Annotated in this window: 16 protein-coding genes; 5 read left to right on the top strand and 11 right to left on the bottom strand. The window is 70.1% G+C overall.

Annotation, left to right across the window (positions count from 1 at the left end):
- Window positions 1–65: 65 nt before the first annotated feature.
- Genes L0P92_RS32325 through L0P92_RS32315 form a run of 3 tightly spaced genes read right to left on the bottom strand, consistent with a single transcriptional unit; the run spans window position 66 to window position 2,626 of the window.
- A complete protein-coding gene (locus tag L0P92_RS32325) occupies window positions 66–887 on the bottom strand; it encodes a DUF4253 domain-containing protein (protein WP_234766613.1) in 822 nt (273 codons plus the stop codon).
- A gap of 36 nt (window positions 888–923) precedes the next feature.
- Window positions 924–1,778: a helix-turn-helix domain-containing protein gene (locus L0P92_RS32320; RefSeq protein WP_234766612.1), complete on the bottom strand. Its 855-nt coding sequence runs from the start codon at window positions 1,776–1,778 to the stop codon at window positions 924–926.
- Window positions 1,775–2,626, bottom strand: a complete 852-nt coding sequence (locus L0P92_RS32315) for a peptidoglycan-binding protein (RefSeq protein WP_234766611.1) — start codon at window positions 2,624–2,626, stop codon at window positions 1,775–1,777. Before L0P92_RS32315 ends, L0P92_RS32320 begins: the two co-directional genes overlap by 4 nt.
- Before the next feature lie 317 nt (window positions 2,627–2,943).
- On the opposite strand from L0P92_RS32315, the gene L0P92_RS32310 reads away from it, so the two are divergent.
- A complete protein-coding gene (locus L0P92_RS32310) occupies window positions 2,944–3,399 on the top strand; it encodes a peptidoglycan-binding domain-containing protein (RefSeq protein WP_234766610.1) in 456 nt (151 codons plus the stop codon).
- Window positions 3,400–3,504: 105 nt separating this feature from the next.
- On the opposite strand, the gene argS is transcribed toward L0P92_RS32310, so the two are convergent.
- Window positions 3,505–5,259, bottom strand: coding sequence for an arginine--tRNA ligase (gene argS, locus L0P92_RS32305; RefSeq protein WP_234766609.1), 1,755 nt, complete (start codon window positions 5,257–5,259; stop codon window positions 3,505–3,507).
- Window positions 5,260–5,514: 255 nt separating this feature from the next.
- On the opposite strand from argS, the gene lysS reads away from it, so the two are divergent.
- Window positions 5,515–7,257: a lysine--tRNA ligase gene (lysS, locus tag L0P92_RS32300; RefSeq protein ID WP_234766608.1), complete on the top strand. Its 1,743-nt coding sequence runs from the start codon at window positions 5,515–5,517 to the stop codon at window positions 7,255–7,257.
- A 52-nt stretch (window positions 7,258–7,309) separates the two neighbouring features.
- On the opposite strand, the gene L0P92_RS32295 is transcribed toward lysS, so the two are convergent.
- The 3 genes from L0P92_RS32295 to L0P92_RS32285 all read right to left on the bottom strand — a co-directional run bounded on the left by L0P92_RS32295 (window position 7,310) and on the right by L0P92_RS32285 (window position 10,648).
- Window positions 7,310–8,587, bottom strand: coding sequence for a DUF2637 domain-containing protein (locus L0P92_RS32295; RefSeq protein ID WP_234766607.1), 1,278 nt, complete (start codon window positions 8,585–8,587; stop codon window positions 7,310–7,312).
- Between the two features lie 166 nt (window positions 8,588–8,753).
- Window positions 8,754–9,659, bottom strand: a complete 906-nt coding sequence (locus L0P92_RS32290) for a DUF3558 family protein (protein ID WP_234766606.1) — start codon at window positions 9,657–9,659, stop codon at window positions 8,754–8,756.
- A 137-nt stretch (window positions 9,660–9,796) separates the two neighbouring features.
- Window positions 9,797–10,648 (bottom strand): DUF3558 domain-containing protein, encoded by an 852-nt coding sequence (locus tag L0P92_RS32285; protein WP_234766605.1) that lies wholly within the window; start codon window positions 10,646–10,648, stop codon window positions 9,797–9,799.
- A 215-nt stretch (window positions 10,649–10,863) separates the two neighbouring features.
- Here L0P92_RS32285 and L0P92_RS32280 point away from each other — a divergent pair, with 215 nt between their 5' ends.
- Window positions 10,864–12,057: an RtcB family protein gene (locus tag L0P92_RS32280; protein WP_234766604.1), complete on the top strand. Its 1,194-nt coding sequence runs from the start codon at window positions 10,864–10,866 to the stop codon at window positions 12,055–12,057.
- A gap of 205 nt (window positions 12,058–12,262) precedes the next feature.
- On the opposite strand, the gene L0P92_RS32275 is transcribed toward L0P92_RS32280, so the two are convergent.
- Complete coding sequence (locus L0P92_RS32275; protein ID WP_234766603.1) at window positions 12,263–13,141, bottom strand: helix-turn-helix transcriptional regulator; 879 nt, start codon at window positions 13,139–13,141, stop codon at window positions 12,263–12,265.
- 102 nt (window positions 13,142–13,243) lie between these two features.
- Between L0P92_RS32275 and L0P92_RS32270 the strand changes: the two genes are divergently transcribed.
- Window positions 13,244–13,939, top strand: a complete 696-nt coding sequence (locus L0P92_RS32270; RefSeq protein WP_234766602.1) for an SDR family NAD(P)-dependent oxidoreductase — start codon at window positions 13,244–13,246, stop codon at window positions 13,937–13,939.
- Window positions 13,940–14,010: 71 nt separating this feature from the next.
- On the opposite strand, the gene L0P92_RS32265 is transcribed toward L0P92_RS32270, so the two are convergent.
- Together L0P92_RS32265 and L0P92_RS32260 are read right to left on the bottom strand one after the other, a co-directional pair.
- A complete protein-coding gene (locus L0P92_RS32265) occupies window positions 14,011–14,157 on the bottom strand; it encodes a hypothetical protein (protein WP_234766601.1) in 147 nt (48 codons plus the stop codon).
- The gene (locus L0P92_RS32260) at window positions 14,157–14,933 is read right to left on the bottom strand and encodes an SDR family NAD(P)-dependent oxidoreductase (RefSeq protein WP_234766600.1); all 777 of its coding nucleotides are present in this window, start codon (window positions 14,931–14,933) and stop codon (window positions 14,157–14,159) included. The genes L0P92_RS32265 and L0P92_RS32260 overlap by 1 nt, the downstream gene beginning before the upstream one ends.
- Window positions 14,934–15,067: 134 nt before the next feature.
- Here L0P92_RS32260 and L0P92_RS32255 point away from each other — a divergent pair, with 134 nt between their 5' ends.
- Entirely contained in the window at window positions 15,068–15,496 is a 429-nt protein-coding gene (locus tag L0P92_RS32255) for an ester cyclase (RefSeq protein WP_234766599.1), read from the top strand.
- A gap of 23 nt (window positions 15,497–15,519) precedes the next feature.
- On the opposite strand, the gene L0P92_RS32250 is transcribed toward L0P92_RS32255, so the two are convergent.
- Window positions 15,520–15,855, bottom strand: coding sequence for a YnfA family protein (locus L0P92_RS32250; RefSeq protein WP_062724178.1), 336 nt, complete (start codon window positions 15,853–15,855; stop codon window positions 15,520–15,522).
- Window positions 15,856–16,042 lie beyond the last annotated feature (187 nt).

Genomic DNA, 16,042 nt, shown 5'->3' with positions numbered 1-16,042 from the left:
GGCTGGGGAAGGGTTTGCCGCAGGCCCGGCAGGCCTAAGGTGCGGGCGGGGGCGGTGCCTTTCGGTCAGTCCCACCAGAAGTGCCAGGCCGGCTGGTGGAGGAGCTGGTTCTCGGCGTAGGAGCGCAGGGTGCTGTCGGCGCCCTGCCAGATGTTGTCCGGGCAGAACGCGAAGTGTTCGGCGGCCAGGGCCTCCGCCTCGGCGAGGGTGGTGGGCGGGGCGGCGACGGACACCAGCAGGGTGTCGAAGCCGAGGGCCACGGTGCGTATGCCGAACCGGTCCTCCCAGGAGCGGAGCACCGCGGAGAGGCGGCCGGTGTCGTTCTCGTGGTTCGCCGGGCCCGTCCAGCCGATCGCCGTGGGGATGTCGGCGCTGCGGCGGGCCGGGACGAGGGCGAGACGGGGGTCCTTGAAGGGGCCGCGGCCGTCGAGGAGGGAGTCCACGATGTCGGAGGCGACGGATTCGGGGTCCTGGGCCGGGTCGGGGCCCTCGGTGCCTTCAGCTCCCTCGGTGGCCCCGGTGCCCCGGGTGGCTGCGGGGGTGGTCAGGCCGGGCCAGGGCGTGTCCTCCTCCGCGTACTCCTCCCAGAACTCCTCCAGCACCTCCTCGGCGTCGTGATCCCCGGCGTACGACATCTCGCCCGGCATCAACTCCCACAGCTCCGGGCCGCCGTGGCCGGCGCCGACGTCCAGGAGGACCGGGAGCAGGCCGACGGCCGGTGTTGTCCGGCGCAGTGCGGTCCAGTCGGCCGGAGTCGCCCGGTCGTCGGACAGCCACAGCAGCGGCTCGTGCCACGGACCCTCGTCTGTCGCGTCCACCAGGCCGCCGGGCGGCAGTCGCAGTCCGAGGGACGCGAGCCTCGGCAGCGGGTTCGGAAGTGTCGCCATGCCAGCGACTGTAGGGGCAGCCACTGACAACGCCGCTCACTTCCCCACCCGGCTGTCGAAGCACTCCTTGCCGCCGCCCGCCGCCGGGTGGAAGCAGGCCCGGACGACGGTTCCGGGGCGGGCCGCCGTCATGGGGGTGTAGACGTAGTTGTCCGCGTCGACGCCGTTCTCGATCTCCGCGCTGCGGACGCCACCGTCACCGGAGTCGCCGCCCTTGCCGTCGGCCGACATCTCGAGCCGGTCGCCTATGTGCGTCCCCCACATTCGGGCCCAACTCGCGCCGCACTCCCGGCTGTAGCGCAGTTCCATCCAGGCGCCGGAGGCGGTCCGGTGCGCGGCGAGGGTCTGCGGCCCGGCCGCGCACTTCATCTGCATGGCGCTCTTGCCCTCGCAGACCTCCCCCCGGCAGCGCGGCCCGGTCGTGGCCGGGGGCGGCGACAGCGACGCGCGCGGTTCGCCGTCCCGGTGCGGCAGCAGCAGGGCCACCGCGGCGACGCCCCCGACGGCCACGGCGCACACCGACGCGAGCACCGCCACGAGGGTCGCGCTGCGCCGCACGGAGCCGTCGTCGACGCTGTCCCTGTCCGGGGACGCCCCTTCGGGGGGCATCCCGTCCCGAGGCGCGGGTGCCTGCTCCGTCGCCCGTCCGCTGCCCTCCGACTCCGCTATCTCCCACAGCGCCAGACAGCGGCCCTCCGGCTCACCGGCGAGGCGGCACAGCTCCTGGACGGCGTCGCGCGGAGGGACCGTCCGGGCGTTGAGGTAGCGGTCCCAGGACGACTTGCTGAACGCGGTCTTCGCCGCGAGGCCGGCCAGGCTCAGACCGGTCCGGCCCTTCAACTCCCGCAGCGCGGCGGCCAGCCGGGCCCGTTCCGGGGACGCGGTCGTCATCGCCGTAGGGCCTTCCAGGTGTGCGGCCCGATGATGCCGTCCACGACGAGACCGGCCCGCTGCTGCGCCCGCTCGACCGCGCGCTCCGTCATCGGACCGAAGATCCCGTCGATACCGCCCGGCGAGATCCCCGCCCGGCGCAGCAGACACTGCGCCTCCGCCACCTCCGGCCCCGCGTGGCCGCTCGCCAGGATGGCGCCCTCGGTGCGGCTGAGGCCCGCGAACCAGCGGCCGTCGATCCGCTCGACGCGGCAGGTGTAGGGGAGTTCCGACCGCGCGGCCGACGCGGATGCCGGTGACGAGGTCGGGGCGGAGGCCGAGGTGGCGGTCGAGGTGGCGGTCGCGGCGAGGGGATCCGTCGGTTGTTCCGCCGCGTTTTCGTCGCTCAGCCGTACGACGAGGAGGGCGGCCGTGGCGAGCGCCAGGACCAGCGCCACGGCCCCCGCCGCGAGCGCGACACGCAGGGAACGGCCGGGCGAGCGGGGCACGGTGGGCTCGGTGGGACGGGGGGCTCCGGTGGTCCTGCCGGGCTCGGTGGTCTCGCTGGTCCCACTCGGCTCGGGGGGCTCCTCTGCGCGGCTGCTCCCCCACGCCTCCGCGGCGACCTCGTGCAGCGCCAGCAGGCGCGTCGGATCCTCGCCCACCGCCCGGACCAGCGCCTCGACGGCCTCGGCGGGCGGGAGCGATCTGCCGCCCAGGTACCGTTCCCATGACTTCTCGCTGTAGCCGGTCCGCGCCGCGAGCTGCCGCAGGCTCAGCCCGCTGTGGTCCTTCAGGCGGCGTAAACGCACCACCAACTGCCGCACGCGCGGATCGAGTTCCGCGGGCAGCGCTGCCCAACGCGACATGTTCCCCCCACACGCGTTCACGGTCCGGGCCCGCGGTCGTCGGTCAGCGGCCCGGCCCCGGTCGCATTCTGCAACAGCAACCACGGCCCACAGCGGAAGCGGGTTCCCCGACCGGTACGGAATCGGCCATCACACACTCACCGGCGTCCCGTCGCGGCGCCTCTGCGGGTGGCGTCAACGCAGGTCAGAGCGTGGGACATCCCGCGATGACGTCACTTACCAGGCGATTGTGGCGGCCCTCGCCGCCGGCCCCGCACTCTCGTATCGCCAGCCAGGCGGCACGGACCGCCGCCCGACCGACATCGAGAGGGAAACGTATGCGACCGAATGTCTGGACCAGGACCCTCGTCAGCGTCAGCGCCGTCGTCGGCCTCGCCGCCGGAGGCCTCGCGACCGCGGGCACCAGCTTCGCGGCGCAGGATGCGAAGACGACCGTGAGCTCCGAGGTCACCATCCTCGCGGTGAACAACCTCGGTCTGAACACGGAGCGGGCCAAGAACTGGCAGTGCTGGCTGCGCGACCGCGGCTACAGCCCCGGCACCATCGACGGACAGCTGGGCACCAACAGCTGGAAGGCGGCGCAGCGCTTCCTCAACGCCAGGGGACACAACGCCGGCACCGTCGACGGAGTCGTCGGGCCCGACACGATCAGGGCGCTGCAGCGCTACCTGAACCTCTTCGGCGACATCTTCGGCTACCACCTCGACGTGGACGGGGTCGCCGGACCGGCGACCAGGTCCGCGTTCTGGAAGTTCAACGCCACCGGCTGCTGACCCGGTCTGCTGACCCGGCCTGACGGCCGCACACACGCCGCGGCCCGTCCTCCCGGCGGGGGAGAGGACGGGCCGCGGTCTTTTTCGGCTTCGGGCCCAGGGCGTTCAGAGCCGCTCGGGCGTCCGGATGCCCAGCAGCGCCATGCCCCGGTGGAGGGTCCGGGCCGTCAGGTCGCACAGGAACAGACGGTTCTCCACCTGCTCCGACGTGTCCGCCTTCAGCACCGGGCACTTGTCGTAGAACGACGTGTACAGCGACGCCAGCTGGTACAGATACGCCGCCAGCTTGTGCGGGGCGTACTCTGCGGCCGCCTCGAAGACCGTGTCGCCGAACGCGTCCAGGTGCAGACCGAGCGCCCGCTCCGCCGCGTGCAGTTCGAGCTCCGGGTGCGCGGCCGGCAACGCCCCGCCCGCCTTGCGCAGGATCGACTGGATACGGGCGTACGCGTACTGCAGGTACACGGACGTGTCGCCGTTCAGCGAGACCATCTGGTCCAGGTCGAACTTGTAGTCCCGGTTGGGGGACGTGGACAGGTCGGCGTACTTCACCGCGCCGATGCCCACCTGGGCCGCCCGCTCCTGGATCTCGTCCTCGCTGAGGTCCTGCGCCTTCTCCCGTACGACCTCGGCGGCCCGCTGCACGGCCTCGTCCAGCAGGTCCTCGAGCCGTACGGTCTCGCCCTCACGCGTCTTGAACGGCTTGCCGTCCGCGCCCAGCACCGTGCCGTAGCCCATGTTGTGCGCGGTGACGTGCTCGGTCAGCCAGCCGGCCCGGCGGGCCGTCTCGAAGACCATCTTGAAGTGCAGGGACTGGCGTACGTCCACGACGTACAGCAGCGTCGTCGCGTGCAGGTCGAAGACACGGTTGCGGATCGCCGTCAGGTCGGAGGCCGCGTAGCCGAAGCCGCCGTCCGCCTTCTGCACGATCAGCGGGACCGGCTGGTCGTCCTTGCCGCGGATGTCGTCGAAGAAGACGACGAGCGCGCCCTCGGAGCGGACCGCGACGCCCATCTCCTCCAGGAGGCGGGCGGTCTCGGGCATGCCCTCGTTGTACGCGGACTCGCCGACGATCTCCTCGTCACGGACCTCCATGTCCAGCTTCTCGAAGACCGAGTAGAAGTAGACCTTCGACTCGTCCACGAACTGCTGCCACAGTTCGAGGGTTTCCTTGTCGCCGGACTGGAGCGCTACGACCCTCTTCCGGGCCCGCTCCTTGAACTCCTCGTCCGCGTCGAAGACCGCGCGCGAGGCCTTGTACACCCGGTTCAGGTTCGACATGGCCTGCTCGCCGTCGACGTCCTGCGGCGGGGCCAGCTCGCCGGGGTGCTCGAACAGGTACTGGATGAGCATGCCGAACTGGGTGCCCCAGTCGCCGATGTGGTGCCGGCCGATCGTCTGCTCGCCGGTGAAGTCGAGCATGCCGCGCAGGGCGTCGCCGATCACCGCGGAGCGGAGGTGGCCGACGTGCATCTCCTTGGCGACGTTCGGCTGGGCGTAGTCGACGACGGTGATGCCGGGGGTGTCCTTCGGGGGGACGCCGAGACGGTCGGTGTCCGCGTGCCGTGCGGCGAGGTTCTCGGTGATCGCGCGGTCGGAGACGGTGATGTTGAGGAAGCCGGGGCCGGAGACCTCGACGTCCTTGATCACGTCGCCGGTGACGATGTTGCCGACGACCTCGGTCGCCAGGTCCCTTGGGTTGGACTTGGCCTTCTTGGCGAGGGCGAGGATCCCGTTGGCCTGGTAGTCGGCGCGGTCGCTGCGTCGCAGGAGCGGGTCGGCGTCGGCCTCCGGCCGGGTGGCCGTGAGGGCGTTCGCGAGACGCTGCTGGACTTGAGCGGTGAGCGACGTGACCGAGGTCATGGGGTGGGAGCCGTTCTCCTCGTGGGACGGATAGACCCAGCCAGTATCCCATGGGGGGTAAAGCGAATTTCGCGGGCGACGAGCTCGGGTGGTGTGCTGTGCTTTGCCGGGTGCGGGCCGGTGGGGGCTGGTCGCGCCCACGCGGCGGAGCCGCATATCGAGCACAGCCCCGCGCCCCTGGACAGGCGGCTGCGCCGCCTAGACTTGGGGGCGCAGCCCTTTTGACCGTGCTGGCTGCCCTGAAGAAAGAAGGACGTGCCGATCGTGGCTCAGAGCACCGAGACCACCGACTGGGTCTCCCGTTTCGCGGATGAGGTCATCGAGGAGTCGGAGCGTCGGGCCCCGGGCAAACCGGTTGTCGTCGCGTCCGGGCTGTCGCCGTCCGGGCCCATCCACCTGGGCAATCTCCGGGAGGTCATGACGCCGCACCTCGTCGCCGACGAGATCCGGCGGCGGGGGTATCAGGTGCGGCACCTGATCTCCTGGGACGACTACGACCGGTATCGGAAGGTGCCGGCCGGGATCGCCGGGGTCGACGACTCGTGGGCCGAGCACATCGGCAAGCCGCTGACCTCCGTACCGGCGCCGCAGGGCTCGACGTACCCGAACTGGGCCGAGCACTTCAAGGCGGCGATGGCCGAGGCGCTCGCCGAGCTGGGTGTGGAGTTCGACGGGATCAGCCAGACCGCGCAGTACACCTCGGGTGTCTACCGCGAGCAGATCCTGCACGCCATGAAGCACCGCGGTGACATCGACGCCGTTCTCGCGCAGTACCGGACCAAGCCGAAGGCCGGTGCCAAGAAGTCGCAGAAGCCGGTCGACGAGGCCGAGCTGGAGGCCGCCGAGGGGTCGGGGGCCGCCGCCGAGGACGACGGGAGCTCCGGGTCCGCCGGGTACTTCCCGTACAAGCCCTACTGCGGCAACTGCGAGAAGGACCTCACCACCGTCACCTCCTACGTCGACGACACCACCGAGCTGTCGTACACCTGCAACGAGTGCGGCTTCTCGGAGACCGTCCGGCTGAACGAGTTCAACCGCGGCAAGCTGGTCTGGAAGGTCGACTGGCCCATGCGGTGGGCGTACGAGGGCGTCGTCTTCGAGCCCAGCGGGGTCGACCACTCGTCTCCGGGGTCCTCCTTCCAGGTCGGTGGGCAGATCGTCGGGATCTTCGGCGGCAAGCAGCCCATCGGGCCCATGTACGCCTTCGTGGGGATCAGCGGCATGGCGAAGATGTCCTCCTCGCGCGGTGGGGTGCCCACTCCCGCCGACGCGCTGAAGATCATGGAGCCGCAGCTGCTGCGCTGGCTCTACGCCCGGCGTCGGCCCAACCAGTCCTTCAAGATCGCCTTCGACCAGGAGATCCAGCGGCTCTACGACGAGTGGGACAAGCTCGACGGGAAGGTGGCGGACGGCTCCGCCCTGCCCGCCGACGTCGCCGCGCACTCCCGTGCGGTGCGCACGGCGGGCGGTGAGCTGCCGCGTACGGCGCGGCCGCTGCCGTACCGGACCCTCGCGTCCGTCGCCGACATCACCGCCGGGCATCAGGACCAGGCGCTGCGGATCCTCTCCGAGCTGGACCCGGAGAACCCGCTCGGCTCGCTGGACGAGGCCCGTCCCCGGTACGACAAGGCCGAGGCGTGGATCAACACGCAGGTGCCCGCCGACCAGCGGACCATCGTGCGCGACGAGGCCGACGCCGAGCTGCTGAAGTCCCTCGACGAAGCGTCCCAGCAGTCGCTGCGGCTCCTCCTCGACGGGCTGGAGACGCACTGGTCGCTGGACGGGCTGACCCACCTCGTGTACGGCGTGCCCAAGGTGCAGGCCGGGTTCTCCGCGGACGCCACGCCCAAGGAGCTGCCGCCGGAGATCAAGACCGCGCAGCGGTCGTTCTTCGCCCTGCTGTACCACCTGCTGGTCGGCCGGGACACGGGACCGCGACTGCCCACGCTGCTGCTGGCGGTGGGGCAGGAGCGGGTCCGGCACCTGCTCGGTGAGTAAGCGGTGACACGAAAGGGGCCCTCGGATCGAGGGCCCCTTTCTCGTGCGCCGGTCAGGCGATGTGCTCGTCCGTCAGTTCCGCGTTGTAGCGGTTGGAGAAGCGGTTCACCATGCGCTTCGCCTCGGACTCGTCGAGGGAGACTCCGTACGTCGCCTCCACGTCGGCGATGAGGCCGCGATGCGTGGGGGCTCCGTTCCCGCTCTTTATCGACTCACGGAAGACCAGGTAGTAGTCCTCCTCCGTCGGCTCCGGCGTGCCGCCGCCCTCGCCGAGCTGGCGGGTGCGGTTGGGGCTCACAGGGATCGGGAAGGTGCCGGTGTCCTCCGGGGACGGCTCCTGGACGGGCGGCTCCTCCTGGAACTGCTCCTGGTACTGCTCCGCCTGGAGCTGCTCCTGGTACCACTGGTCGTACTGTTCCTGAGTGTCGTACGACGGGTCGTAGCCGCCCTGGTACTCCACGTTGCGCGGAGTGTTGAACCAGTCCTGCACGTACTCCGGCTGCTCAGGCTGCCGCGGCTGCTCCTGGTCGGGCGTGGCGACCAGCTCCGGGCGCTGCTCGGCGGGAGGCGCCGCCTGCTGGGGTACGGGCGCCGGAGCCACGTCCAGAACCTGCTTCGGCGCCGGCGGCAGCAGCGCCGGCTCGATGCCCGCCGCCGCCAGGCCCGCCGGAGCCGTCTCCGCGAGCGGCACCCCGTACCGGGCCAGCCGCAGCGGCATCAGCGACTCCACCGGCGCCTTGCGCCGCCACGCCCGGCCGAAGCGGGAACGCAGCCGGGCCTGGTAGACCAGCCGCTCCTGCTCCAGCTTGATGACCTGCTCGTAGGAGCGCAGCTCCCACAGCTTCATCCGGCGCCACAGCAGGAACGTCGGCACCGGGGAGAGCAGCCAGCGGGTGAGCCGGACGCCTTCCATGTGCTTGTCGGCCGTGATGTCCGCTATACGCCCGATCGCGTGCCGGGCCGCCTCCACCGCCACCACGAACAGGATCGGGATCACGGCGTGCATGCCGACACCCAGCGGGTCCGGCCAGGCCGCCGCGCCGTTGAAGGCGATCGTCGCCGCCGTCAGCAGCCACGCCGTCTGCCGCAGCAGCGGGAACGGGATACGGATCCAGGTCAGGAGGAGATCGAGGGCGAGCAGGACGCAGATGCCCGCGTCGATGCCGATCGGGAACACATAACTGAAGTTCCCGAACCCCTTCTGGATGGCCAGCTCGCGGACGGCCGCGTAAGAACCGGCGAAGCCGATACCGGCGATGATCACGGCGCCGAACACGACCACACCGATGAGAACGCGGTGCATCCGAGTCAGCTGCGGTGGCCCGGCCACTCGTACTCCCCTCCCAGTGCGTGTTGTTGCGCGCAACAGAGTGGCACATCTGTGCGTCGTACGGATTCACGTACGACACGAGCCCGGTCCCTGAAGGGGACCGGGCTCGTGCAACAGGCGTGGCTGAGCTGCGCGTTGTGACACAGGGGTGGGGCAGGTGTGACGGTCAGCTCTTCTTCGGCGCTGACTTGGAAGGGGAGGCGGACGCCGACTTCGAGGAAGCCTCGGACGGGGACTTCGAGGGAGACTTCGACGCCGACTTCGACGGGGTGCTGCTCGGCGTGCCCGCAGTGCCGCCGCCGCTGCCGTTCTCCTTCGCCACCGAGGCCACCGCCTCCTTGGCCGCCTTCTGCGCCAGCTTGTTCAGGGTGTCCGCGCTCGGGGTCTTGTCACCGGCGAAACCGGCGCCGTTGTAATCGACCGTGACCACGACGTTCTCGACCCGGGCCACGACCGTGACCTGCTTGAAGGAGCCCTCCTTCTTCTTCAGGTCGTAGCGCACCGCCGTCGCCTCGTCGCCCACCCCGGCGACCGGCTCCGACTTCGTGTTCTTCGCACCGTCCACCGAACGGGCGTCCTGGACCTGCGTCTCGAAGTAATCACGGGCCTGCTTCTCACCCGAGCCGCGCGTGGTGTTGGAGTCGAAGCGCAGCAGGGAGGCGTTGAGCCAGCGGAACTGCGAGCCCTTCACGCCGTTGTTGTCCAGGCTGCTCCACGAGCACGAGCCACGGGTGCCCGCCTCGTCCGACGTGCCCGCCTTGCCGGACTTCGCCTCCGGGACCAGGTCCTCCAGCGTCTTCTTCGACAGCACCTTGCACGGCTGGGGAAGCGACTTGTACACGGCCGCCTGCACCGTCGGCGACGGACTCGCGGACGCCTCGGCGGACGCGGACGCGGACTTCGCGCCGCCGCCCGCCCCGTCGTCCGAACCGGAGTCCGACGAACAGCCCGCGGCGATCAGCATCACCGGGACGACGGCCGCACCGACAAGGACACGGTGCAGACCGCCCCTCACCCGCTGCTCGCCCTTCTCACGCCCGTCACGCTGCTTACGCTCTGCTGCTCGCTGCATGGTTCCTTCACTCATGACCGACACTCGTGGTTCCTGCGTTCGGATCGGGTCCGAGGGGCCACGGTACGCGGTGAAGAAGGTGTGTGGTCTCGTTTCGGTTACGTCGCACTCGGGCGTACGGGGGTGTCCGAGGGGCGCTACTCCGCCAGCGCGTCGGCCAGTTGTGCCGCCAGTTTCTGCGCCCTGTCCTGCATTTCCTCACTGTCCGGAACCGCGCCGACGGTCGCCGCCTGCTCCTCGTACTCGATCGTCACGATCACGTTGGACGTGCGGAACGCCACAGTCACCTTGCGCTGCTGAGCCGTCGAACCGGAGCTGCTCAGCTCGTCGTCGAGGAACGCCTCGTCGCCGAGGTCGTCGAGGACACGGGGCTGGAGCTCGGCCGGGGTCACCCCGTCGGACGGGGTGGAGGAGCCGGACGAAGAGGAGGAAGAGGGAGAAGGGGAGGAAGCGGACGCCGAGGGTGAGGCCGAAGAGGAGGGCGAGCCGCTCGGATCCGCGGAGGGAGTGTCCTCGTCGTCGCTCTCGGAGCTCGCCGGCTCCGGCAGATCGGCCTTCTCCTGCCGGACCGCGAACAGCTGCTCCGCCTCGCTGTCGTCGCTGACCGCCGTGTCGTACGACACCACGCGCGAGAAGTCCACGAACAGCCGGTCCGTGGCCTCGGCCGACTCCGCCTTCCAACGGCAGCCCGCCTTGCGGTCGGTGTCATAGGTGATCGTGGGCGTGCCCTCGTACGCCTTCTCCCGCTGGTCCTCGTCCGTCACCTGCCTGATGCCGGGCAACAGCTGGTCCAGCGTCTCCTCGCCGACCGCGCCGCACGGTTCGGGCAGCGTGGCGTACCGGCCGGGCTCGGCCGCCGCCGTCGCCGTACCGGAGTCGCCCGGGTTGGAGTCGTCGGTCGTACCGCCGTCGTCGGAACTGCCGGTGCAGCCGGCCAGCAGCGCCACGAGGAGCGCGGCGACGCCGGATACGTACGCCTTCCGCTGCACGGTCAGGCTCCTCTCGACGGTGCCGTGTGCTCGGCACGTTGCCGGTCTTTCGGTGTCCCCGCTGGTTATTCGCTTGCCGCGCGGGGGCGACCCCTGGAGACAATGTGTATCGCACGCACTGCCGTGGACGCCGGTCCGTTGTCCCTTTTCGTCGACCCTGGCGCCGGTTTTGCGATTTCAGACTTGTATGTGATTTCCGGGGGATAGAGGACGATATGTCGTACGTGGAGATACCGGGCGCGAAGGTTCCGATCCGTATGTGGACCGACCCGGCGACGGTCGAGGAAGGCGCCCTCCAGCAGCTGCGCAACGTCGCGACCCTGCCGTGGATCAAGGGCCTCGCGGTCATGCCGGACGTGCACTACGGGAAGGGCGCGACGGTCGGGTCCGTCATCGCCATGCGCGGGGCCGTGTGTCCGGCGGCGGTCGGGGTGGACATCGGCTGCGGGATGTCGGCCGTCAGGACCTCTCTGACGGCCAATGACCTGCCGGGGGACCTGTCCCGGCTGCGGTCGAAGATCGAGCAGGCCATTCCGGTGGGGCGGGGGATGCATGACGACCCGGTGGAGCCGGGGCGGATGCACGGGTTCGCCACCGCGGGGTGGGACGACTTCTGGGGGCGGTTCGACGGGGTCGCCGAGGCGGTCAAGTTCCGTGCGGAGCGGGCCGGGAAGCAGATGGGGACGCTCGGCGGGGGCAACCACTTCGTCGAGGTCTGCACCGATACGACCGGTTCCGTCTGGCTGATGCTGCACTCCGGTTCCCGCAACATCGGCAAGGAACTCGCCGAGCACCACATCGGCGTGGCCCAGAAGCTTCCGCACAACCAGGGTTTGGTCGACCGCGACCTCGCAGTCTTCGTGGCGGACACCCCGCAGATGGCGGCGTACCGCAACGACCTGTTCTGGGCGCAGGAGTACGCCAAGTACAACCGCACGATCATGATGGCGCTCCTGAAGGACGTGGTCCGCAAGGAGTTCAAGAAGGCGAAGCCGACCTTCGAGCCGGAGATCAGCGCACACCACAACTACGTGGCCGAGGAGCGCTACGAGGGCATGGACCTGCTCGTGACCCGCAAGGGCGCGATCCGGGCCGGCTCCGGCGAGTACGGCATCATCCCGGGCTCGATGGGCACGGGTTCGTACATCGTGAAGGGCCTCGGGAACGCGAAGTCCTTCAACTCGGCCTCGCACGGCGCGGGGCGGCGCATGAGCCGTAACGCGGCCAAGCGGAGGTTCTCGACGAAGGACCTGGAGGAGCAGACGCGGGGCGTGGAGTGCCGTAAGGACTCCGGTGTCGTGGACGAGATCCCGGGCGCCTACAAGCCAATCGAGCAGGTCATCGATCAGCAGCGGGACCTGGTGGAGGTCGTGGCGAAGCTGAAGCAGGTCGTCTGCGTGAAGGGCTAGAGAGTGATGGGCGCGGCGAGGGGTGTGCCGCGCCCATCATGAGCTGCTGCTCAGTCGGGCAGTGGTACTACCCCGTGCAGGAGTTTCCACCGACGATTTTGGCAGGGGCTTGCGGAGCGCCTCGTAGGAGCTGTCCCCGTGAGCGGTCGTTCTCACCGACGGACCTGATCTCTGCTCGCTGGACGAGATCCGGCCTGCCCGGTCGTTATGGCGTAGAGAACAGACCGGGCCCCTGAGGCGAGGAGCCCTCGGCGGGGACGCCGTTGGTGACCCGCAGGAACTCCAGCTTTTCCGCATCGGCGGAACCCGCGGCCACCGTGTAGACGACGAGTCGGATGTCGCAGCCTGGGACGGTGAGCACGTCGCAGTCGCAGAGCACCTCACCCACCTGGGGGTGTACCACGGTCTTGCGGGCCGAGACGTGTGGGCCGACCGTGCCCTCGTCCCACAGACGGGCGAACTCCGCGCTGGTGGAACGCAGTTCCTCCACGAGGTCGGTCAGGCCGCGGTCGCGGGGGTAGTCGATGAGAGCTGTGCGCAGGTCGGCGACGAGGGCGGGTTTGAGGGCGTTGTCGTCCTGGAGCACGGGCCAGGACGCGAGCCGGCTGGGCCCTGTGGCGAAGACCGCTCGTGCCAGGTTGCGCTCGTCGTGTGTGCGCGCGCCGGGGTCGCCCATCAGGACCGACCATGCGGGGGTCCAGGACAGCAAGGTCCAGTCGGCGCTGAACACGCCCACGGGAAACTCCCCGAGGCGGGCCAGCATCCGTTGGACGCCGGCCGGAACATGCGTGGAGACCGTTCCCTCCTGGGGAGGCAGGAGGCCGGCCAGCCGGTAGGCGTGATCGCGCTCCATGGGCTGCAGTTGCAGTGCCCTGGTCAGGCTCGCGACGACCTGCGCTGACGGGCTTTTGGCGCGGCCCTGTTCCAGGCGGACCACGTAGTCGACCGACAGCCCGGCGAGTTCTGCCAGTTCCTCGCGTCGCAGCCCCACCGCGCGTCGTCCGGGCCGTGAGGCCAGTCCCACGTCGGCGGGAGAAAGACGGTCGCGCCAGCGGTGCAGTGCCGTGCCCAGGGTCTCGTCCACTCGGCCATTGTGTCCGCCGGGCCGTCGTCGTGCCTGGTACTGGCTGTCCTACCGTCACGGAGAGCACTGGTTGTCCTCTCGTCACGGGCCGAGAGTGGACGCATGACTACAACATTCATCACCGGAGCCAACAAGTCCCTCGGGTATGAGACCGCCCGCCGCTTGATCGAGGCCGGCCACACCGTCCTCATCGGTGCGCGTGATCCGGAGCGCGGCCGGGCCGCCGCCGACGCACTCGGTGCCCGTTTCGTCCGGATCGATGTGACGGATGACGCGTCGGTGGCCGCGGCCGCCGCCGACATCGAGGCTCGCGAGGGCGGCATCGACGTCCTGATCAACAACGCAGGCGTCTTCGGGACGCACAGCCCCGCCGACCAGATCACGGCCGCTGACGCCAGTGAGGTGTTCGAGGTCAATGTCGTCGGGATCGTCCGGGTGACGCACGCGTTCCTGCCTTTGCTGCGCAAGTCCGCGAGCCCGGTCATCGTCAATGTGTCCAGCGGTATGGGGTCGTTCGCGGCCACCCACGACGCAGAGCGCGTCGAGTCGAGGAACCTCGCGCCGCTCTACACGGCGTCGAAGGCTGCCGTGACCATGCTGACCACGCAGTACGCGAAGTCCTGGCCGGACGTGAAGGTGAACGCGGCGGACCCGGGTTACACCGCGACCGACTTCAACGGGCACAGCGGCCCGCAGACCGTGACCGAGGGGACCGACGCGATCGTCGAACTCGCCGCCATCGGGGCGGACGGACCGACGGGAACGTTCCGCGACCGCCACGGTGAGATGGCCTGGTGATCCGCCCCTGAATGCGGGGGTGCCCGGCGCCGGAAAGATTGCCGACGTGGGACGGCAGCGGGCGGTTCGGGCTACTTCGGGGCGTGCGTCACCGCGTAGATCATCACGAACGCCACGATGTGGATGCCGAAGAGGAAGTAGCCGAGCCACCACCACATCTGGCGTTCGTTGTGCGGGTCCTTGGGGGTCTTGGGCTTTTCGGGGCCGTCCTGTGTCATCACAGCTCCCTGTGGACCTTCGTGTTGGACGCCTGGGCTCGGGGGCGGACGACCAGGAGGTCGATGTTGACGTGGCTGGGGCGGGTGACCGTCCAGGTGATGGTGTCGGCCACGTCGTCGGCCGTGAGGGGCTCGGCGACGCCCTCGTAGACCTTCGAAGCCCTGTTCTCGTCGCCGGCGAAGCGGGTCAGGGCGAACTCGTCCGTCTTGACCATGCCGGGCGCGATCTCGATGACGCGGACCGGGCGGCCCACGATCTCCAGACGGAGGGTCTCGGCGAGGACGTGGGCGCCGTGCTTGGCGGCTACGTAGCCGGCGCCGCCCTCGTAGGTGCCGTGGCCGGCGGTGGAGGAGACGACGACCACCGTGCCGTCGCCGCTCGCCTCCAGCTTGGGCAGCAGGGCCTGGGTGAGGTTCAGGGTGCCGATGACGTTCGTCTCGTACATCGTGCGCCAGTCGGCCGGGTCGCCGGTGGCGACCGGGTCGGCGCCCAGGGCGCCGCCCGCGTTGTTGACGAGGACGCCGATCGTCTTGAAGGCCGTGGCGAACTCGTCGACCGCCGCGCGGTCCGTCACGTCCAGCTGGTAGGCCGCCGCCGAGTGGCCGGCCGCGTTGATCTCCTCCGCCAGTGCCTCGATGCGGTCCTTGCGGCGGGCGGTGAGGACGACCCGGTAGCCGGCCGCGGCGAGCCGGCGTGCCGTGGCGGCGCCGATTCCGCTGCTCGCACCGGTGACGACGGCGATGCGGGAGGCGGCGGACGGTGCGGCGGTGGGCATGGCTGCTCCTTGAGCGGGTCGGGTCCAGAGCGTCGGGCCAGTGCGGAGACTGTCCCGCCAGGATAGGCGGGCGGCCGGACCGGGGCGGCGGTGGGAGAATGAGGTGGGTGATCCTCCGGCACGGGAGGTGGATCATGGGACAGGCGCGAGAGGTCATGGACCGGCTCACCGCGGCGATCACCACGGCGGATTCCGAGGCCATCGCCGAGCTCTACGCACAGGACGCGGTGGCCGTCACTCCCGACGGCGGTGAGCTGCACGGGCGTGAGGACATCGTCGGGTACTGGCGCCAGATGACGGAGGCGGTTCCCGACGGTTCGTACGAGCCGGTGCACTCCTACGAGGTCGGGAACACGGCCATCGACGAGGGGATCTTCCGGGGTCGCAACACGGGGCCGATCCAGTTGCCGACCGGGGAGACGCTGGCGCCGACGCAGAAGGAGATCAGCATCCGCGGGGTGGACCTGGCCACCGTGGACGACAGCGGGCACATCGTCGACTACCGGCTCTACTTCGACGAGATGGAGTTCCTGGGGCAGTTGGGGCTGCTGCCGCCGACCTGAGTGGTTCCCGGGGCCGCCCTCGCTCAGTTTCCTCGCGGCGCGTACATGATGACCGCCATGCCCGCGAGGCAGATCAGTGCGCCCGTGACGTCCCAGCGGTCCGGGCGGTAGCCGTCGGCGACCATGCCCCAGGCCAGGGAACCGGCGACGAAGACGCCGCCGTACGCGGCGAGGATGCGGCCGAAGTCGGCGTCGGGCTGGAGCGTGGCGACGAAGCCGTAGGCGCCGAGGGCCATGACGCCCGCGCCGATCCACAGCCAGCCGCGGTGTTCACGTACGCCCTGCCAGATCAGCCAGGCTCCGCCGATCTCGAAGAGGGCGGCTACGGCGAAGAGGGCGGCCGAGCGGAGGATGAGCATGGCGGTCACCTTTTCACGCCCGCGTCCGGCGCTCGGTGTCACCTGTTGGACGGCGCCTGTGGCTCGCTTCGCGTGGGATACATCCCCGTACGTGGAGTGAGGAGTGGGCGTTATGCGGCGGATGCGGGTTGCTGCGGTGTGCGGGGTTGCCGTGGTGGCGGTGGTGGGTGGGGTGGCTCCGGAGGCG

Source organism: Streptomyces muensis (genome assembly GCF_021474425.1).
In the GTDB taxonomy this organism is placed as follows: domain Bacteria; phylum Actinomycetota; class Actinomycetes; order Streptomycetales; family Streptomycetaceae; genus Streptomyces; species Streptomyces muensis.
The sequence above is the reverse complement of the archived record's forward strand: the minus strand, read 5'-3'. Positions and strand labels throughout refer to the sequence as shown.